The sequence below is a fragment of the Rhizobium sp. NXC14 genome, assembly GCF_002117485.1.
Lineage (GTDB): Bacteria > Pseudomonadota > Alphaproteobacteria > Rhizobiales > Rhizobiaceae > Rhizobium.
Window position 1 is genome coordinate 174,412 of record NZ_CP021031.1, and the last position, 19,477, is coordinate 193,888.

Genomic DNA, 19,477 nt, shown 5'->3' on the forward strand with positions numbered 1-19,477 from the left:
TATATTGAAAAAAATGCAACGCAGTTTTGCCGTTGAGTACAAAAACGGCAGGCGAAAACCCGATTCCAGGTCGAACTCGATCTGGGGAAACGTGGATCTAAAGTCCGTCGCTCGCGACCTAGAGGAAGAGGCGATGCTATTTCTGCCGGATAGCTCTCGGAGTGGCAAAACTGACAGCGAAGTTTCTTTTCCGGAACAAGATCAAGCCCAGTCGTTGTTAACACCGCCTCTCGAGGCGTCGAGAACTGCATCAGATACACAGGAGATGAGCATGGCCGACGAGACTGATACAGCAACCAGTGCCGATGTGCCGACCGTTGTTGAAACGCCAAATGCGCCGAAGAAACAGCGCAAACCGCGCGCCAAGACAGCGGCGGTGCTCGAGAACGCGTCAGCCGACGCTACGGCAGAGCCAGCAGCTGCACAGGCCCGGCCCGGTGGTGTGAAGAGGAGAGGGCGCAAGGCAAAGGTGATCGAAGCTACGGCGAGCGCCAAACGCGCACCTGTGCGCCGTGCTTCGAAGTCTATCCAGGCAGCGCCGGTCGCACCGATTACCGTGATCGACGAGATGGCAGACCTTTTGCAGTTGGAAGGGGAAAATCAGCGGCTGCGCAAGCTTCTGGCTGAAAAACTTCGCGCTGAAAATGCCGATCTGCGCAAACGGCTGAAGCTCGATTGATATAAGCCGCCGGTCATCGCCGGCCGCATTTCCACGCCTGTCGGGATATAATTTTGGCAACGGTTAATTCTGCTGCCGGAACTAAAACTTACTAGCTGCTTGCGGGATAAAACAACGCGAGGTCGGATAGATGGCGTCTCCCTGGAAATTTCTTGCCCGGCTGATCTCACCGGGTCGCGAACAAAAGCGAGAAAACGGCTCGGATCTGAAGCTTACGCCGGACACGTTGGCTATTTCCGGTCCGATCGAGACGCCTGCCGAGGCGAGAGTGAATGGCGCCGATCTACCGGTAAGCGAGGAGCTATCGCCTAACGGTCAAGCCGCTGCAGTTTCTGCAGAGCCTGTGCATGAAGCCGAAAACCGTGGCCGCGATAAGATCGAACGCGGAGCCGCCAAGATCATGGAGATTGCTAAATCCTCTCTTTCCGGCGACACTGGTTCTAACGTCACCGATGCACACTCCGCTACGAAGATCAATGGAAGTCTCGACGTCACATCGCGCAAGCGAAGAATTCGCTTCAATTACGCGGTGGCGAGTGAGAGCTTTTCCCAGGTTATCCTCACTGCAGACGAGCTAAGCCTCGATGAAGAGATAAGGTTCCTCAGGGGTCAGTTAGCCAGAAAGCTGAAGCTGCAAAATGCGCAGTTAAGAAAAATGCTGGAACGGTTTGAACGGTGTCGCGCATCTCATGAATGAACGCAGCGACTATCGGGGTCTGGCGGCGCATCACTGGTCGGGGTCGCCGAAGTAGAGCCTGCATTTCGCGCCCCGTCGACATCAAGATCGTAATCCACGGGTCATATACGGGGGCTATTCTGGTCGAACAACCGGCCGGCGCTGCGGCTGGCCACGTGCGCAGGCCCACGTTCCAATGCCTCGCAGGTTTGGCGCAAGCCGGCCTGGATAGGCAACGTCTCGTCCATTTGTCTTTCGGCCTGCAAATTTGGCTCTGACTCGGTTTTGATGCAGTTGTAACGATGCTGCCTTGCGGGTTTCCACAAAGGAATCAGCATGACGAGCACAAAGTTTCGCCCCTCTGATTTGGTACCGGCACGCTTCATCGCGAGCGCATCACCCACATTGACAATGAAACTTGCATCTTGCTTTCCCGTGCCGGCAATACCGCGGCTGTCCGGAATGCGGACGGATATCGCAAACGGTTCGAAGTCGCTATTGCCGCCAGGTCGCGGACCTTCCCCTGTCCGGGAAACGCGTCAGGCTGCTCGTGCAGACACGAAGGTTCGCTTGTGATGCAGTGCTCTGCGGGAGGCAGATATATGCTGAGCGGTTCGGCGATGTGCTGCCGCCCTATGCCAGACGAACTGGACGTCTTGAGCATGTCGTCCACCATTTGGCGCTTGCGCTCGGAGGACGCCCGGCGGCGCGTTTTGCCCAGCGGCTGATGCTTCCCGTCAGCAACGACACCTTGCTGCGCGTCATCAGCAGGCAAGGACTGCCAACGTCGACCCCGCCCTCGGTGGTTGGCATTGCATTTGATGGAGAGTGCCAGCCGTGCATTCCTGGACGCGGTCCGCAAATTGATGCGGCAGATCCGCAAGACGCTTGGCACAACGCGCGTCGATCCGAAGCTGACGACTGCGGCCGAACGCCTTCAATACGAAGGCTATCTCCGACGGGAACAGACCAACGCGGCCGTCATGGCGCTGACAAAGGACGGCATGACGATCAAGGAAATCGTGCGCCGCACTGGTCATAGCCGCGGCTTGGTCCGCCAGGTGCTCAGAGGGCAACGAAACGATGTCTTTCGGTCCAGAGAAAGCTCGTTGGAGAGCTATCTTGAATGGCTCGACGCGCAATGGGCTGCCGGCAAGCGGAACGGCACTGAGCTATGGCGGCGTTTGAGAGCAAAGGGTTTTCGCGGTTCGCGCCGGGTCGTGAGTGAATGGGCCACGCGGCGGAAGCGGGCCGACAAGGCGGATGCGGAATCGTTGACCCGCACCCCTCCGCCAGGACGATCGCTCGCCTCTTAACAACCAACAGAGAAAACCTGACGAAATCCGAATCCGTCACCATCGCGGCCATCGAAAGCGGCGTCCCGTTGCTCATTGCGACTCGCGATATCATTACCGACTTCCATGTGATGGTTCGGCGCAAAGCGGAAAACCAACTCACGTCTTGGATCGACCGCGCCCGCGACAGTCTGGTTTCATCCTTTGGCAACGGCGCAGAAAAAGACATTAAGGCGGTTCGGATGGCGATCGTCTCACCATGGTCTAATGGGCAAACCGAAGGGCAGATCACCAAGCTCAAGCTGGTGAAACGCCAAATGTACGGACGGGGAAAGCTTGATCTTCTTCAAGCTCGGCTGATCGGTGCAACATGAGAGAATTGCACCAAATCTGCGTCAGAGCCAATTTTGGAGGCCGATTGACATTGACGCAATACGAGAGTCTCATTCGTCTCGGTTCCAGCCGTTGCTTTCAGCAGTCTCTGCGACAAGAGCTGCATAGTCCGCGCTTATTTCTTTCAGCTTCTTCACCAATCCGGAATCAGCCCCGCCGAGCAAGCTGATATAGTCTTCGCCTTGTTCGGACCTCTCCCAATTATTGCCGATAAATCGTGCGACTGCCGTACCGGAAGCGGAGACTTCTGGTTTTGGAGCGCAGCAGCCGTTCGCTTCAAGCCGTCAAGGAAGGCAGCGTTGTCGAGACCGCTGTAAGGTTCCCCTTGGGAATTGGTCACATTGAGGAAGATTTGCTCGTCTCCGAATGCCGTATAGCCGGCTCCCAACCCCATTTTCGTCGCATCGGCCCTCTCGAAAAACCTTTGCGCGACCGCTGCGTTAAGACTGTCCTTCGGAAATCGAACGACGACAAAGCCGGTCTTGCCTTGCCTGTCATCAAGACGGGAGACAAGAACGCTAGACTGTATTGGCGAAAGATGTAGAGCCCGCTAGCCGATCGGTAGTGACATCATCTAACTCTCCTTCGGTCTGAAGCGACGCGTTCGTTTTGAGGAGATATCCGGCGGGCGTCACTTCCGTTTCCAACGTCATAGGGTCGATACCGTTGACCGATATAATTCTTGGCACGACTCCTTCAGCACCTTCGCTGAAAAGACCACCCGATCATCATGGCTGGCCCGGGTAAGCCGCGGCAGAGGGAAACCTGCAGATGGCGTCGCCTCATAGGATAGAAGCACCTTCTGGTCTGCTGCGGCGACGTTCTGGAATGCGAGCGGAATGACGGCAGCTACGATCACGGCCGCGGCTTTATAGTCCGCAATGAGGAAGCTACCTTGGGGAACAATGTGCTTTGCATCCATTATCTTCCTCGTTGGCCTTTATGCCCCAATCATGGCGCCTCGTTGCATGGAGTCGCGTGAACGGGCTCCGCTCCGACATCCTTGGCTAACGCCTGAACCCTCAGGCGTTTTAAAGAAGCATGTACGTTCTTGGCGCAGAAACGGCAATCCATTCAGCTCCAATTGCATGTGAAAGAAATGGAAAAGCCTTTTACGTCAACGATATAACTGAGACCATGGCCCCATGGCGAGTATCAGTGATTGAGGATTCGGAACCGAATTGGCGCAGAAACTATTTACATGCCACCGTGGAATCTGCATATTGCCGCGCGTTGGCTGTATTTCCGGTTGGTACTCAAGTCGCTACGCTCCCCGCCCGAGCGACTGCGGACGAGCTTTTGTCGAGAATTTAGAAGGCTAAGAAATGAGAAGTTTCGTTTATTTATTGGACCCTGAAACCGCCATTTTTCGTGACGCCGAGCTTCGTGATCAAAACAGCATTTCGTCGATCGCCGACTTAATTGGCAGCGACGTGGTTCAGGTGATTCGCTTCGACGAAATGCACTCGCTATTTGTTGAGGAAGAGGCTTTAAGAGCTGGGTTTACCGCCTTTACGATCTTCGACGGGCACGCAACGCCTCTCGCCGGGAAGATAGCTCTCTTAGGAGGCGATGGTCGTCAGCCTTATCGTTCTCCATCCATAACGATGGTGGAAGCGGCGCGACGTTTCCAATGCTGTCGGCCAGTGCTTGATCCTGTTTTTGCTCCGGTTGACCGAATGGCGCCGAAGGGTCTCATTCTTGCAGGAGCGCTGGAAAGCCTGCAAGTGCGTATTGATCGCCGCACCCCACTGCTTCTTGGGGACGGCGCACATAGTGAATATGAGGATCGAGGAGAATAAAAGAGATCGATATGAAGTGCTCTTGGTACAGGAAAACTGGGTACCCGATCAGACTCCGGTTTTTGACCAAGTCGGCAATATACTGTTGAGCCGGATTATGGCGCAGAGGTCAACCACCCAAGTCTGAGCCCGCTTCGTCCCAATAGGGAGGCTGCGAGAAGATCTCGTCAAGACGGCGGCAATAAGATTTCCTGGGCGATGTGAGCCCGGGCGCCGGCGGATGATCGATATGGGCGCAAGTTGGAGAAATCGCGCGCTTTCCGTGTAGAGCACGCCCATAACATGACGGCACCATATATAAATTCGTATTAAATGTCCGAATTGCGAATAAAAAATGCCAAAAATCAAGATCCGGACTGTAAAATGCCAAATTGTATGACTAATGGATCCCGATCTTGGGGGGCACATTCACGCTATGAAGAGAGAAGAAAATGCGGTTCAAGGGCCTTGACCTAAATCTCCTCGTCGTTCTCGACGCTTTGATGACCGAGCGTAACCTCACGGCGGCGGCGCGCAGCATCAATTTAAGCCAGCCGGCCATGAGCGCCGCTGTTGCTCGGTTGCGCACCTATTTCCGCGACGATCTCTTTACGAGGGCTGGCCGCGAACTTGTTCCGTCGCCGCGTGCGGAAGAGCTCGCGCCCGCAGTGCGCGAGGCTTTGCAGAACATCCAGCTCTCCATCATTTCCTGGGAGCCGTTTGACCCTGCCAAATCAGATCGCACATTCAGGATCATCGTTTCCGACTATGTCACCCTCGTATTTTTTGAAAGGGTGATAGAGCGTGTGGCGCGGGAGGCTCCCGCCGTCAGCTTCGATTTCCTGTCTCTCTCAGATGATTACGACGAGCTGCTCCGCCGCGGCGAAATCGATTTTCTAATCATGCCGGATGTGTTCATGTCGAAGAATCCTCACACGGCGTTGTTCGAGGATAGATTCGTATGCGTGGGCTGCTGCACGAACAAACAGCTTTCACAACCGCTTACATTGGAGCAGTACATTTCAATGGGGCACGTTGCGTTCAAGTTCGGAAATTTGCGAAAGCCGACCATCGAGGAATGGTGGTTGGCCGAGCACGGTTTGAATAGACGTATCGAGGTCGTCGTGCAGGGCTTCAGCATGATCCCATCCGTGGTATCAGGTACAGAACGTTTAGGAACGATACCCTTACGGCTGGCGCAGCATTTCGCAAGAACAATACCTCTGAAGATTGTCGAGCTTCCTGTGCCATTTCCTGTACTCACCGAGGCCATTCAATGGCCTGTCCTTCACAATTGTCACCCGGCTAGCGTCTGGATGCGGGAGATTTTGATGCAGGAGGCGTCTCGTATGATCTCGCCAGATGTCACGGCCAAGCCCCTCAACTGGACCAGCGCAGGTTCTGACCTGCTCACCATCTATCCGCGGACTTCATCAGAGTTGGCCGCGCGTTAGCCCTAGTCGTACCCGTCGCACCAGCGCGATCAATTGTGCTGGTCATGTCCGGCGAATTGATCTCTTTCACGCGATGGATGCGCGCAAGCGCTTGGTGTTAGCTCGGTTCTGTTTCAGCGGAGCCCATCGCCACCCGGGAGCGGGTGGGCCTTTCAACGATTGAGACTGCCGATCTCGAATGAAGATGCTAACAGCGCGAACCGGACGTACACCGCCCGGAATCCCGAACGGCCAGATGCGCTGAAGATTACTTCCGAAGCGCGCCAGCCGCGAATCTAACCGCCGTTTCGTTCTGAGATACTGCCCGCTAGAGTCCCACGATCATCGCGGCCCGGTCGATGCGCCGAGGGACGCTCCCACACTTACCGCCTCAATCAGCTGCTTCCGCACCTCGATGTAGTCGATGCCTAGATTTTCCAATGCATTCCGACCAACTTGTTTGGCCGAGCAGAACCTGGATGATGCGGATGTCAGTTCCGCTCTCCAGAAGATGGGTGGCAAAGTTGTGGCGCAGCGTATGCACCGTTACCCTTTTGTCGATGCCGGCAGCAGTGCACGCCGAACGGCAGGCAGAATACAGAACCTGGACGTCGATGGGCTTGGTCTCGTCCCGGCCCGGGAACAGCAAGACCTCGGGTCTCGCCAGCTGCCAGTAGATCCGCAGGATCGCGAGCAACTGCGCTGACAGCATCACGTTGCGATCCTTTCCCCCTTGCCATGCTCGACGCGGATGATGCCGCGTTCGCCATCAATGTTGCGGACCTTGAGATGGACAGCTTCCGAGGCGCGCAGCCCCGCCGCATAAGCGGTCGTCAGTGCGGTGCGGGTCCTCAGGCTCGGAACCGCTTCCAGAAACCGCACGATCTCGTCGCCGTTGAGGATCGTCGGCAGCTTGGCCGGTGTCCGGGCATAGGCTGCGCTCCGGTATCTCGCCATGACCAAGCGTGATGCCAAAGAAGAACCGCAAGGCACAAACTGTCTGGTTCAAGGCCGGCCATGATAGGCCCGATGAGACCAGATGCACCTGAAACGCGCGCACGTCTTCCAGTCCAAGACGGTCTGGCGATCGCCCGAAAATAGCGCGAGAACTTCGTCAACGCATGCAAATACGATCGTTGCGTCGCTGGCGAAACATTGCGGACTCATGTCATCGATCATGCGCCGGCGTAGCGGGCTTATCTCTGTCATCGTCATCTCCTGTTCAAAGGTTGGGCTAAAACAGCCCAATCCTTCAAATCAAAAGCGCAACATGCAAATCCCGCGCTCCAAATGCCGCGAAAGCGGCTTCGTTCAATCCAAATTGCGGTTCCACCTAAAATCGTCCCGCTCTAGGCAGCGACTCGTTACCGACCTCGGCGACCGGCGTCGCCTGCCGCGTGCCTCGTGCACGAAGTGCGCGCACACCCATCCGTGACGTCGATATATTCCATCAAAACAATAAATTACTCAGCTGACCCGATCAACGGTATGAAGGCATCCCGCTGCGTTAGGGCACTGCATCACAAGGAGCATTTGCAATGGGACAGTTCGAGATCTGGGAGAAGTTTATCCAGGGCAGCGATGACCCCGATACCCTCATCGGCAGTGATGGTGACGATCTGCTCTGGGATTACGGCGGCAATGACTGGATCGACGGTCGCGCGAGAGCGTGCCGAGTTAACCTTACCAAAATGTAATGTAAAGTTGGTGCGCTTCTATGTCGCGCTGAAGTCGAATTGACTCAAAATCCGAGGTGTGTGAGTGTCACGAGATAGAATCACGATAAAGCTGAATATATGAATCATCTTGGTGAAGTCGTTCTGCAAAGACAAAGACAAAAATTATTTGAGATAGTAAGGAAATTTGTAAAACCTGGACAGCCATACATAATAATGGACTTTCCATCAACAACGGATCCGGGACACTATGCAAGTTGGCTCGGTCTTCTGGAAGTATTGAAAAAAGTAACGGGCCGAATGCCTGTCCTTACGTGTAGCGCATCTCAGAATATAGACGAGATAAAAGCAACGCCGGGCGACGCTCCCATCTTCATTTGCGGCTGGAGCCATTTTGGCGATTTGCAGGCCGGCAGGGATGATATTCGTTGCCGTTTGATGTGGAAATATCCGGATCGGACAATCATCCAGATGCCGCAATCGATTCACTTCGCAAACGAGGCGCTCAAGGATTACGCCAAGCGCACGATTGCACGGCATCGCAACTTTTTTCTCATGACGCGGGATGACCAGAGCTTTGAGCTGGCAAGAGCAAACTTTGATTGCGACGTCGAGTCTGGCCCGGACACGGCATTCGGTATCGAGACGCTCAAACCCTTCGAAGCTGATCCCCTTAGAGTGCTGTATGTGATGCAGCCTCTTGAGGACGATGTCGATATCGCCGGGGCGCGAGCGATAGTTGACGGCCCACTGACAAACTGGATCAACGGTCCAGGTCGTTTGTCGCGCATGCGCATGTCGAGTGTGGTCAGCGCAGCGCTGCGATATGGCTTCAGCCGCTCAGCGATGATGGTCCAGCATCGCGAGGAGGTCGCTGCCCGTTATGTAGATTATGGCGTGAGGATTCTGTCCGGCGCGCAACGGATAATTACCAACCATTTACACGGTCATATTCTCTGTCTCTTGCTCAATAAGCCGCATATCGCGGTCGCGAGAGACGGAAGCCGTCTGCACGCTTTCATCAGTAGCCAGACCGGCGACAGCCCCCTGGTCGAGAAAGCGACGAATGCGAGCGAGATTTTCGCAGCAATGTCTCGCCTGCCCTATGAGATCGGGGGAACCTGGTACAAGTCGAGCCGACCCATGAATCTGAGTCCCAGCATTCCCACCCCCGATCTAGTCCCTCAACCTTCCACAGTCTGATTATTGGTAGGAGTTCAGTTTGTCGGTTTTGCAAGACGACGATATTCTCTTCAGCCATGTCAGTGAGAACCGGTCCACGGCAGCCGTCAAGGGTGCCTTCTGGTCGGCAGTAAGTACCCTTATTCCGACGGTCCTCACCTTCGCTGTTTTTGTGGTCACTTCCCGCGTTCTCCAGCCTCGGGACTTCGGTCTTGTCGCGCTGGCATTCAGCATCGTCTCGTTTGCAGCCAGTTTTGGACCGACTGCATTTGGCGAGGCGATCATCCAGAGAGCCGAGATAAGGCGGAGCCATCTCGACACGATATTCCTGCTTTCGCTGGTTTTTTCGTTTTTGGTTTACGGCGCTTTATGTCTAGCCGCTTCGTCGATCGCGGCCTACGTCGGGCATCAGGAAGTCATCTATCTCATCTACATCATGGGATTGAAGGTATTCTTCGATTTCACGGCCGTCGTTCCGAACGCGATTGTGAACAGGAAGATGTCGTTCCATTTGGTTGCCGTCCGTACAGTTATCGCGACCATTACGTCCGCTTGCATCTGCCTTGTTCTGGTTCTCGCAGGTTTCGGCTTGTGGGGGCTTGCGATTGCACAGATCGCCGCCACGGCAGCATCGTGCGGCGCCGCATTCTGGGGTGCGGGTTGGTTTCCGGGATTGAACATCAAGAGAGCAAGCCTCGACGATCTGCTTCACTATGGTTTCTTTGCATCCGGCACCCGCTTCTTACAGACGATGAGCTTGGACAACTTGCTCATCGGCGTGCTCTTGAGCCCATCTGCGCTCGGGATCTATAACTTTTCAAAACGTCTGTTTGACATGATCAACAACGTCATCGCCGGCGGCCTGACGTCGGTGACGCATGTGCTGCTTTCTTCATTGCGGGCCGATCCGAAGAAGGTCCGGGAAGCATTCCTGATGGCGACGTTTGGTTGTGCTCTGGTTTCGTACCCCGTATTCATCGGCCTCGCGGCGGTTGCGGATGATGCGATCACGACCATTTTCGGTGCGCACTGGATCGAGGCCGTTTGGCCGGTGCGATTCTACTGCGTTATCGGGTTGATGGCTGGGATCGGCTACGTACAGGCATCCTTGATAAAGAGCCAGGGAGAGATGGATTGGTGGTTTTACTACCAGCTGGCACGCAATCTCCTCACGCTCGTGACCATCGCAGTTCTCTACCCTTATGGCGTGACGACGATCGTCTTTGCCATCATGATGGAAGTTTTGTTGTTTTGGCCGATCACGAGCTGGAAGGTGTCGCAACATATAGAGCTGAGCATCCCGGCATATTTGGCGCAGTTCCTGCGGCCTACCGTGGCTAGTGCAGCGATGGTGGCAGTCCTTTTGCTCCTCCACGAACTGCTGCGTCATTGGTCGCCGTACCCACGTCTGGCCATAGAAGTCCTGGGAGGTGGCATCGCTTACTGCAGCTTGATATTCGTTCTGTGCAGAGCTCGTTTGGATGTCTTGATCGGCAGCATCAAGCAAGCTCGGCAACGCAAGGCCGATAGAGGCGCAGTGGCGACCCCTGTGTGATTTCCTGGTCCACCGCGGCGAATTGTTCGCGGCTCGAATTTCATTCTCAAACGGCCTTCAGCCGCAAGCGTAGGATAATCGACAAGATGACTGATCTTGAGCGCGGTTACTCGTCACCGGCGATCCACAGTGCAGACACTTCGATCATTGGCCGCAGCCGCTACTATACTCTCGATGCGATGCGCGGGTTTGCCGCTATATGTGTTGTTGCCACACACTTCCAGGAGAGATACGCACCATCAGCTTATCTGGCCGTCGACTTTTTCTTCGTTCTCAGCGGGTTCATCATTGCCGACATTTACGGGAGACGGCTTTCGCACGGTCTGCCATTCCAGTCATTCATGAAAGCCCGCATCAAACGCCTTTATCCGCTCTATTTGATCGGCGTCCTCGTCGGTCTCACACAGATCATTTTGCTGACGAGTTGGGGACTGCGGGTTCAGAGCGACATTGATCTTCTGGTGTCGACGGCGACGAACACGTTCTTTCTACCTAGTCCGATGTATTTCCTGCAAGCGCATCCAATGCAAGGGATGTTTCCGATCAACGGCCCGGCATGGTCGATGTTTTGGGAATTGCTGGTCAACATAGTCTTCGCACTGTGGCTTTTCCGGCTCCCTGTCCGTGCCCTCTGCGGAGTTGCCGTCGTCTCAGCTGCATTCTTGGTTTTGGTCGGTGCGAACTACGGTATGTTGAATATTGGCTGGGAGTGGCCATCAGCAGTAGGTGGACTGCCGAGGGTGATGTTTTCATTTACCGCAGGTGTTGTCATCTGCCGTCTATTCAACGGCGCATCTGCATGGAGGAGAGGCTGGGCGGCGATGGCGCCATGCCTCCTTTTGCTGATCTGCATCGCAGCCCCGGTTCCGGTCGCGTTGCGGCCATACTACGATCTGATCTTCGCGATTGCCTTGGCGCCGCTCATCGTAACGCTCGGTCTCTTTCTGGAGATGCCTGCAAAAGCAGAAAGGCTAGCGACGTGGATCGGATATATCTCCTATCCCGTCTACATCTTGCATCGAGGTGTGATCGGTGTTTTCAAGCCGTTCGCCGGTTCGATTGGTTTGAACGTCCCTTTCGCATTCCTGGTCCTTCTCGGCGCGGTCACGTGTTTCGCTTATATGACCGCACGTCTCGTAGACAGAGCAACGGCTATACACGCGCGCCGAGCCGTATCGCGATGACATTCAGCCGTGAGCGCTACGATTATCGCGTGTTAAGGGCCCGATGCGAAAGCTAGCTGCTCTCTTCGGAGGTCGCGAGCGCTTCGGTGGCGGCAATCCTCACGCAACTCTCATCGGCCGACCGAACCGAGGTCGACCTTCTGCACGCTTTCCAAGGTAAAGCCGGTGCGCAATTCTACAGCGACTGCTACCGTCAGCGGTGCAGCAGCGGCCGCAAGGCCGCCTGCGTTTCCGTTAGCAGCTTGAGATAGCGCTCCTTCATCTCGGATGCCGGGACGAGGGCGGCCGGCGCGCCGATATTGATTGCCGCGACCGTTTCGCCGCGATCGTTTTCAACAGGCACGGCAATGGAGCAGAGACCGATTTCCAGCTCCTGATCGATAAGGGCGTAACCCTCAGCACGCACGCGGCGGAATTCGGCGATGAGTTCCTCTGGATCGGTCTTGGTATTCGCGGTGTTTTGCTTCAGCTCGCTGCGGGCAAGGACGGCGCGCGCCTCGCTCTCGGGAAGCGCCGCAAGCAGCACCCGGCCCATCGAGGCACAATAGGCGGGCAGGCGGCTGCCGGGGGTGAGATTGATCGACATGACCCGGCGTTGCGAGGCGCGGGCGATATAGACGATTTCGGTGCCGTCGAGCACCGACGCCGAGGCGCTCTGGCCGGCGCGTTCCGAGAGATGATCGAGATGCGGCTGCAACAGCGCCGGAAGCGGCGTCGCTGCGAGATAGGCATGGCCAAGCCTGAGGATCTTCGGGGTCAGCGTGAAGAACTTGCCGTCATAATCGGCATAGCCGAGCTCGGCGAGCGTCAATAGCGAGCGGCGCACCGTGGCGCGATCAAGCGCCGTCAATTTCGAAGCCTCGGCGATCGAAAGCCGCTGGCGCGTTTCGCCGAAGGCTTCGATGACCTTCAGGCCGCGGGCAAAGCCGCTGACAAAATCAGTTTCACGCATGTCGATCTCCCTCGTAATGCTATGTGCGATATACGAACAAATGTCAAATAACGCACAAATTTGCTTGCGGCGGCCTCCTGTTGCGCCTTATCTCTGAGGAGGAGGGCGGCACGAATATCTGCCTGATGGAGAACTGGGAGATCCCGCATGGACAAGACAATCGGGAGCACGGCGGCGGCCGTCTCCGAGATCGGTGACGGCGCGATCGTCATGATCGGTGGTTTCGGCGGTTCTGGCGCGCCAATCGAGCTGATCCATGCCCTGATCGACAAAGGCCCTAGAAATCTCACCGTGATCAACAACAATGCAGGCAACGGCCGCATCGGGATTGCTGCGATGATCGATGCCGGCATGGTCAGGAAGATGATCTGCTCGTTTCCGCGCTCGTCCGATCCGCGCGCCTTCACGGATAAATATCTCGCCGGGGAAATCGAGCTTGAGCTCGTGCCGCAGGGAACGCTGGCCGAGCGCATCCGCGCCGGCGGCGCCGGCATTCCGGCCTTTTACACCCCGACCGGCTACGGCACCGAACTCGCCGAAGGCAAGGTCGTCGCCGAATTCGACGGCCGCCATTATGTGCAGGAGCGCTGGCTGAAGGCCGATTTTGCCATCGTCAAGGCTCAGGTCGGCGACGTCCACGGCAACCTCACCTACAACAAGGCCGGCCGCAATTTTAATCCGCTGATGTGCATGGCGGCTGCCAGGACGATTGCCCAGGTCTCCTCGATCGTGCCGGCCGGCGGCATCGATCCCGAGCATGTCGTCACCCCCGGCATCTTCGTCGACCGTCTCGTCGCCGTCCCGCATCCGCAGCAGGAAGAAGAGCTCATCCGAGCCGGAGTGGCTTACATATGACCGTCGATATCAGGGACGACATCAAACTTTCCAATGCGCAGATCGCCTGGCGGGCGGCGCAGGACATTGCCGACGGCGCCTATGTCAATCTCGGCATCGGCTTTCCCGAAATGGTCGCCCGCTACCAGCCGCCCGGCCGTCAGGCGATCTTCCACACCGAAAACGGCATTCTCAATTTTGGCGAGCCGCCCGCCGAAGGTGAAGAGGATTGGGATCTGATCAACGCCGGCAAGAAGGCGGTGACGCTGAAGCCGGGTGCGGCCTTCTTCCACCATGCCGACAGCTTTGCCATGGTGCGCGGCGGCCATCTCGACGTCGCGATCCTCGGCGCCTATCAGGTCGCCGAGAACGGCGATCTCGCCAATTGGCGGGTCGGCATCAAGGGCGTGCCGGCCGTCGGCGGTGCCATGGACCTGGTGCATGGCGCCAAACAGGTCTGCGTCATCACCGAGCATGTCACCAAGACGGGCGAGCCGAAGCTGGTGGAGAAATGCACGTTTCCGCTGACCGGTGTGGCCTGCATCACCCGCGTCTATACCAGCCATGCCGTCGTCGACATTGTCGATGGGCGCTTCGTCCTGCGCGAGAAGCTTGCCGCCTTGTCGCTGGAGGAATTGCAGGCGATGACCGGGGCGCGACTGCACGTCGAGGGGCCGGTGGCCGATCTCGTCGTTCCGAAACTCTGAAGGGAAAGCCATGACCGAAGCTTTCATCTGCGACTATATCCGGACGCCGATCGGCCGCTTCGCCGGCGCGCTTTCCCAGGTGCGGGCCGACGATCTCGGCGCCATCCCGCTGAAGGCGCTAATGGCGCGCAACGGCGGCGTCGACTGGGAAGCGGTCGACGACGTGATCTTCGGCTGCGCCAACCAGGCGGGCGAGGACAACCGCAACGTCGCGCGCATGTCGGCGCTGCTCGCCGGCCTGCCGATTGCGGTGCCGGGCACGACGATCAACCGGCTCTGCGGCTCCGGCATGGATGCGGTGATCACGGCGGCGCGCGCCATCCGCGCCGGCGAGGCGGAGCTGATGATCGCGGGCGGTGTCGAGAGCATGTCGCGGGCGCCTTTCGTCATGCCGAAGGCCGAAACGGCCTTTTCGCGGGCGGCCGAAATCCACGACACCACGATCGGCTGGCGCTTTATCAACCCGCTGATGAAGAAACAGTATGGCGTCGATTCCATGCCGGAGACCGGCGAGAACGTCGCCGAGGACTATCATATCAGCCGCGCCGATCAGGACGCCTTCGCGCTGCGCAGCCAGGCGAAGGCGGCAACTGCCCAAGCGAGCGGACGGCTGGCGAAGGAGATCACTCCGGTCACCATTCCCCAGCGCAAGGGCGATCCCATCGTCGTCGACAAGGACGAGCATCCGCGCGCGACGACGATCGAGGCTCTGGCAAAACTCGCCACGCCTTTCAAGAAGGAAGGCGGCACGGTGACGGCGGGCAACTCCTCCGGTGTCAATGACGGAGCGGCGGCGCTGATCGTCGCCTCGGAAGCGGCGGCGCGGAAATATGGGTTGACCCCTATCGCCCGCATCCTCGGCGGCGCGGCCGCCGCGGTTCCTCCACGGGTGATGGGCATCGGGCCGATCCCGGCCTCGCGCAAGCTGATGGCGCGGCTCGGCATGACCCAGGAGCAGTTCCACGTGATCGAACTCAACGAGGCGTTTGCCAGCCAGGGCCTGGCGGTGCTGCGCGCGCTCGGCATTGCCGATGACGATCAGCGGGTCAACCGCAACGGCGGCGCGATCGCGCTCGGCCATCCCTTGGGCATGTCGGGCGCCCGCATCACCGGCACGGCGGCGCTGGAACTTGCCGAAACCGGCGGACGTTATTCGCTGTCGACCATGTGCATCGGTGTCGGGCAGGGGATTGCGATCGCGCTCGAGAGGGTTTGACAGGGCTCAGCCCGTTGCCTCCGGTGCCGGGCTTCGATAGAAACGGCCATGCTGATCCGACCCGCAAACAATGACGACCGAAGCGCCATCTGGAGAATCATCGGCCCGACGATCCGTGCCGGCGAGACTTATGCGCTCGACAACGATCTCTCCGAAGCCGATGCGCTCGCCTACTGGATGGGAGCGGACCGCGAGACCTTCGTCGCGGAAGAGGATGGCGTCATCCTCGGCACCTATTGCATCAAGGCCAATCAGGCGGGCGGTGGGCGCCATGTCTGCAATTGCGGCTACATGACTGATCCTGCTGCTGGCGGCCGCGGCGTCGCCCGCCGGATGCATGAACATTCGCTCGAACATGCCCGCTTGCGGGGCTTTCGCGCTATGCAGTTCAACTTCGTTGTCAGCAGCAATCAGCGCGCCGTCGCGCTGTGGCAGTCCCTCGGCTTCGAAATCGTCGGCCGGCTGCCGGGCGTCTTCCTTCATCCGACTGAGGGTTATGTCGACGCCCTGGTGATGTTCCGCACGCTCTAAACGGCACGGTGGTAAAAAGATGTGAGGGCGCTGTCGAAATCGCAGCGGTTCAAACGTCTTTAATCGCAAGGCGCGGAAAGCGGCGGACCGGCTGCGCGCGTCGCGATCACTCTGTCGGCATGGAGGTATGAAGCCATGAGTGTTTCCTATCGTTGGGTCATCGTCGCCGTTGGCGCCCTGATGTCGTGCGTCGCGATCGGCGCAATGTTCTCGCTGGCGATTTTCCAGGAGCCGATCGCCACCGCGACCGGCTGGTCGCATGTCGGCATCGCCAGCGCCATGACGCTGAATTTCCTCGTCATGGGTCTCGGCGGTTTCCTGTGGGGCGCGGCAAGCGATCGTTTCGGGCCGCGCATCGTCGTGCTGGTAGGGTCCGTGCTTCTCGGCCTGGCGTTGGTGCTCGCCAGCCGCGCCGCAACGCTCATCGAATTCCAGTTGACCTATGGCATTCTGGTCGGACTGGCCGCCAGCGCCTTCTTCGCGCCGATGATCGCGGCGACCACCGCCTGGTTCGACGTGAACCGCGGGCTTGCCGTGTCGCTCGTCTCCGCCGGCATGGGGGTGGCGCCGATGACCATCTCGCCCTTCGCGCGCTGGCTGATCTCGGCCTATGAATGGCGCCCCGCCATGCTGATCATCGGCATCGCTACCTGGGTGCTCCTGGTGCCGGCCGCCCTGCTGGTCAGGCGCCCGCCTGCCGAAGCCGTCGACGCCGGCACCGAGTTTGCCGCGGAAGGCGGTCGGCCACAGCTGTCGAAAGTCTTCCGGTCGCCGCAATTCATCGTGCTCGGCCTGACCTTCTTTGCCTGCTGTGCGGCCCATTCCGGCCCGATTTTCCACATGGTGAACTATGCGACGATCTGCGGCGTCGCACCGATGGCGGCCGTCAGCATCTACAGTGTCGAAGGCCTGGCGGGCCTCGGCGGCCGGCTGCTCTATGGCAGCCTCGCCGACAGACTCGGCGTGAAGCCGGTCCTCATCGCCGGCCTCCTGGTGCAGGCGGCCGCGCTCGCGACCTATCTCCTGGTCAGCGAACTGACCGAGTTTTATGCCCTCGCCATCGTCTTCGGCAGTGCCTATGGCGGCGTGATGCCGCTCTATGCGGTGCTGGCGCGGGAATATTTCGGCCAGCGTATCATCGGCACCGTCTTGGGCGCCGCGACGATGCTCTCCAGCCTCGGCATGGCCTTCGGGCCGCTGATCGGCGGCTGGATCTTCGATACTTTCGCCAATTATTCCTGGCTGTTCATCGGCTCGGCCATGGTCGGACTCGGCGCAGCGGCGATCGCGCTTGCTTTCCCGCCTCTTGCGAGGCGGGAGCCGCAGCCGGCTTTCGGTGTGTCTTCCTAACAATTTCTTTCAAGGTCCAGTGAACGTCCTCCGGCGGGCATCGGCGATGATGCCCGCTAGAGGAATTCGAGGTGTCGCAAGGCCCTCGGCTCTCGCCATTTCGTGCATTGCCCTTCTTAGATTACCGCGGATCTTGCCTACGTTTCCTCGGCTAATCATGTGGATGTGTTTGCTCACTTATCTGGGATACATAGCGTGGCCGACCTCGCGAATATGCACCTTACCGCGTCCGACTTCATATTCGTCTGATCGGAAACCCACGGAAGCGCGGGCGCCTTGGCGGCACCCTTCGAATTGGTAACGCACGCTCAATCTACGAATTCGGACATCTTACCAGGCGTCGCTGGCTGTACGGCATCGTCAACATAACGGAATGTGGAATTCGATGTGCGATGAAGGCTCATGACAGACCGTGATCCACTCTATCGCCGACATTGCTTTCCCGCTGAAGTTATTGCCCACGCCGTGTGGCTCTATTTCCGTTTCCCTCTGAGCCTGCAAGTGGTCGAGGACTTGCTGGCTGCCCGTAGGATCGTCGATCATCCGGTCGGCTTGGGGACAAGTGGCATCTCGATGAAGCCGTTGTTTCAATCCGCGGCAAGAAGCATTGGCTGGCGCGCAGTTGATCACGACGGTTTCGTCTTGGAGGTTCTCGTACAAAGCCGCCGAAATGCAAAGGCTGCCAATCGCCTGATGGGTCAGGGACGGTCGCCGCGTGCGATGATCACCGACAAGCTGCAGTCCTACGGCGCGGCAAAGCGAGAGATCATGCGGGTAGAGCATCGCTCCCACAAAGGGATGAATAATCGGGCGGAGAATTCACACCAACCAGTCCGGCGGCGAGAGCGGATCATGAAGCGCTTCAAGTCACAGCCACATCTACAACGCTTCGTCTCCATCATGATCCGATCGCCAACCGATTTCAAATCCCGCGCCACGACATCTCCTCGGCCACCAACGCGAACTGCGCACGGCGGCGATGAGCCTGTGGGCAAAAATTGCCCGATCATGAGAGATATCTGCGGATGGCGTCTTTCGCTGGCCTTTCATCCGTTTACGATGCCGGGCTGGGAGCGCCACGACGACAGAGGCAGTCCGTCGAGCGATGCAACATAGTCAAGAGAGCCTGAGGACGCTTTCGAAGCGTTACGGGGTCAATCAGAAAACCGTCGCCAAGTGGCGGAAGCGGTCCTCTGTTGCGGACCTCCCGACAGGCCCGAAAGAGCCGAGATCGGCGGTGCGCTCCGTCGGGGAGGAGGCTGTTATCGTTGCCTTTCGCCGGTATGCGTTGCTGCCGCTCGATGAGTGCCTCTATGCACTGCAGCAGATCATTGCGGATGCGGTTGGGCTATATTTCCGTTCCGCTGAACATCGCGTTCGTCGAGGAAATGTTGTTGGGGCGCGGCATTGTTGTGTCTCACGAAACGATACGACGATGGGGTCTCAAGTTTTGGGGCCGCTTACGCCAAGCAGTAGGAAGAAGCCGCCGCGAAAATGTCTGGCATCTGGATGAGGTCGTTATTTTCCATCGGCGGCCGAAACGTTGGCTGTGACCGTCGTTGATCAGGAGAGCTATGTTCTCCACGAGATCGTTCTGACCCGCCGCGATACCAACGCTGCCAAGCTGGTGCTGGTCAGACTGCTGAAGAAACAAGGACGGGTGCCGACGCGCATAGGCACCGACAAGCTCCGATCATTTGGGGCGGCAAGACGTAACGTGATGCCCGCTATCGAACATCGACCGCACTAGCCTATCGCGCTGAGAATTCTCACGTGCCACTTCGCAATCGAGACGTACAATGCAGGGACTTCGACCTGCGGGCGGCTTGCAACGTTTTGTCTCAGTCTTCTCAGCCGTCCCAAACTCTTTTTGTCCCGGGCACCAGAACACTCGGCTCTATCCACCTACATTCATCGGCTCCGCGTCATGGCGCAGTGGAAAGCCGTGACCGGCAGTTGACTGAATTCACCGCCAAGTCCGCGCGTTTGTGAAACAATATGACATCGCCATTCAAATCATGAGGAACAATGTC

Annotated in this window: 15 protein-coding genes and 5 pseudogenes; 17 read left to right on the forward strand and 3 right to left on the reverse strand. The window is 58.0% G+C overall.

Annotation, left to right across the window (positions count from 1 at the left end):
• Positions 1-4 precede the first annotated feature (4 nt).
• From NXC14_RS22680 to NXC14_RS33530, 3 genes and pseudogenes are all read left to right on the forward strand, one after another.
• On the forward strand, positions 5-679 hold the full coding sequence (locus NXC14_RS22680) for a transcriptional regulator (protein ID WP_085780353.1): 675 nt from the start codon (positions 5-7) through the stop codon (positions 677-679).
• Positions 680-809: 130 nt separating this feature from the next.
• Positions 810-1,376, forward strand: a complete 567-nt coding sequence (locus NXC14_RS22685) for a hypothetical protein (RefSeq protein ID WP_085780354.1) — start codon at positions 810-812, stop codon at positions 1,374-1,376.
• A 463-nt stretch (positions 1,377-1,839) separates the two neighbouring features.
• Positions 1,840-3,024, forward strand: a pseudogene (locus NXC14_RS33530) (transposase); the annotation flags it as partial.
• A gap of 668 nt (positions 3,025-3,692) precedes the next feature.
• Here the strand turns inward: NXC14_RS33530 and NXC14_RS33535 are convergent.
• Positions 3,693-3,965, reverse strand: coding sequence for a hypothetical protein (locus tag NXC14_RS33535; protein ID WP_244920083.1), 273 nt, complete (start codon positions 3,963-3,965; stop codon positions 3,693-3,695).
• 403 nt (positions 3,966-4,368) lie between these two features.
• Here NXC14_RS33535 and NXC14_RS22705 point away from each other — a divergent pair, with 403 nt between their 5' ends.
• Complete coding sequence (locus NXC14_RS22705; RefSeq protein WP_085780356.1) at positions 4,369-4,845, forward strand: protein psiB; 477 nt, start codon at positions 4,369-4,371, stop codon at positions 4,843-4,845.
• 431 nt (positions 4,846-5,276) lie between these two features.
• A complete protein-coding gene (locus tag NXC14_RS22710) occupies positions 5,277-6,278 on the forward strand; it encodes a LysR family transcriptional regulator (protein WP_085780357.1) in 1,002 nt (333 codons plus the stop codon).
• Between the two features lie 442 nt (positions 6,279-6,720).
• On the opposite strand, the pseudogene NXC14_RS33890 reads toward NXC14_RS22710, so the two are convergent.
• Positions 6,721-7,466 (reverse strand): annotated as a pseudogene (locus NXC14_RS33890) (site-specific integrase); the annotation flags it as partial.
• 329 nt (positions 7,467-7,795) lie between these two features.
• On the opposite strand from NXC14_RS33890, the gene NXC14_RS32600 reads away from it, so the two are divergent.
• The 4 genes from NXC14_RS32600 (at position 7,796) to NXC14_RS22730 (ending at position 11,854) form a co-directional block, all read left to right on the forward strand.
• A complete protein-coding gene (locus tag NXC14_RS32600) occupies positions 7,796-7,954 on the forward strand; it encodes a hypothetical protein (protein WP_157131473.1) in 159 nt (52 codons plus the stop codon).
• Positions 7,955-8,053: 99 nt separating this feature from the next.
• A complete protein-coding gene (locus NXC14_RS22720; RefSeq protein WP_085780358.1) occupies positions 8,054-9,136 on the forward strand; it encodes a polysaccharide pyruvyl transferase family protein in 1,083 nt (360 codons plus the stop codon).
• Between the two features lie 19 nt (positions 9,137-9,155).
• Positions 9,156-10,670 carry a lipopolysaccharide biosynthesis protein gene (locus tag NXC14_RS22725; RefSeq protein WP_085780359.1) on the forward strand — a complete coding sequence of 505 codons (1,515 nt, stop codon included), beginning with the start codon at positions 9,156-9,158 and terminating at the stop codon, positions 10,668-10,670.
• A gap of 86 nt (positions 10,671-10,756) precedes the next feature.
• Positions 10,757-11,854: an acyltransferase gene (locus NXC14_RS22730; RefSeq protein ID WP_085780587.1), complete on the forward strand. Its 1,098-nt coding sequence runs from the start codon at positions 10,757-10,759 to the stop codon at positions 11,852-11,854.
• A gap of 193 nt (positions 11,855-12,047) precedes the next feature.
• Here NXC14_RS22730 and NXC14_RS22735 read toward each other — a convergent pair whose 3' ends face one another.
• On the reverse strand, positions 12,048-12,806 hold the full coding sequence (locus NXC14_RS22735) for an IclR family transcriptional regulator C-terminal domain-containing protein (RefSeq protein ID WP_085780360.1): 759 nt from the start codon (positions 12,804-12,806) through the stop codon (positions 12,048-12,050).
• Positions 12,807-12,953: 147 nt separating this feature from the next.
• Here NXC14_RS22735 and NXC14_RS22740 point away from each other — a divergent pair, with 147 nt between their 5' ends.
• The 8 genes and pseudogenes from NXC14_RS22740 (at position 12,954) to NXC14_RS33545 (ending at position 19,404) form a co-directional block, all read left to right on the forward strand.
• Positions 12,954-13,661 (forward strand): 3-oxoacid CoA-transferase subunit A, encoded by a 708-nt coding sequence (locus NXC14_RS22740; protein ID WP_085780361.1) that lies wholly within the window; start codon positions 12,954-12,956, stop codon positions 13,659-13,661.
• On the forward strand, positions 13,658-14,347 hold the full coding sequence (locus NXC14_RS22745; protein WP_085780362.1) for a CoA transferase subunit B: 690 nt from the start codon (positions 13,658-13,660) through the stop codon (positions 14,345-14,347). Before NXC14_RS22740 ends, NXC14_RS22745 begins: the two co-directional genes overlap by 4 nt.
• A 10-nt stretch (positions 14,348-14,357) precedes the next feature.
• A complete protein-coding gene (pcaF, locus tag NXC14_RS22750) occupies positions 14,358-15,563 on the forward strand; it encodes a 3-oxoadipyl-CoA thiolase (protein ID WP_085780363.1) in 1,206 nt (401 codons plus the stop codon).
• A gap of 48 nt (positions 15,564-15,611) precedes the next feature.
• Entirely contained in the window at positions 15,612-16,094 is a 483-nt protein-coding gene (locus NXC14_RS22755) for an N-acetyltransferase (protein ID WP_085780364.1), read from the forward strand.
• 135 nt (positions 16,095-16,229) lie between these two features.
• Positions 16,230-17,444, forward strand: a complete 1,215-nt coding sequence (locus NXC14_RS22760) for an MFS transporter (protein WP_064808359.1) — start codon at positions 16,230-16,232, stop codon at positions 17,442-17,444.
• A gap of 402 nt (positions 17,445-17,846) precedes the next feature.
• Positions 17,847-18,456 (forward strand): annotated as a pseudogene (locus tag NXC14_RS22765) (IS6 family transposase).
• 93 nt (positions 18,457-18,549) lie between these two features.
• Positions 18,550-18,768: pseudogene (locus NXC14_RS33125) on the forward strand (IS481 family transposase); the annotation flags it as partial.
• Positions 18,763-19,404, forward strand: a pseudogene (locus NXC14_RS33545) (DDE-type integrase/transposase/recombinase). The pseudogenes NXC14_RS33125 and NXC14_RS33545, both read left to right, overlap by 6 nt.
• Positions 19,405-19,477 lie beyond the last annotated feature (73 nt).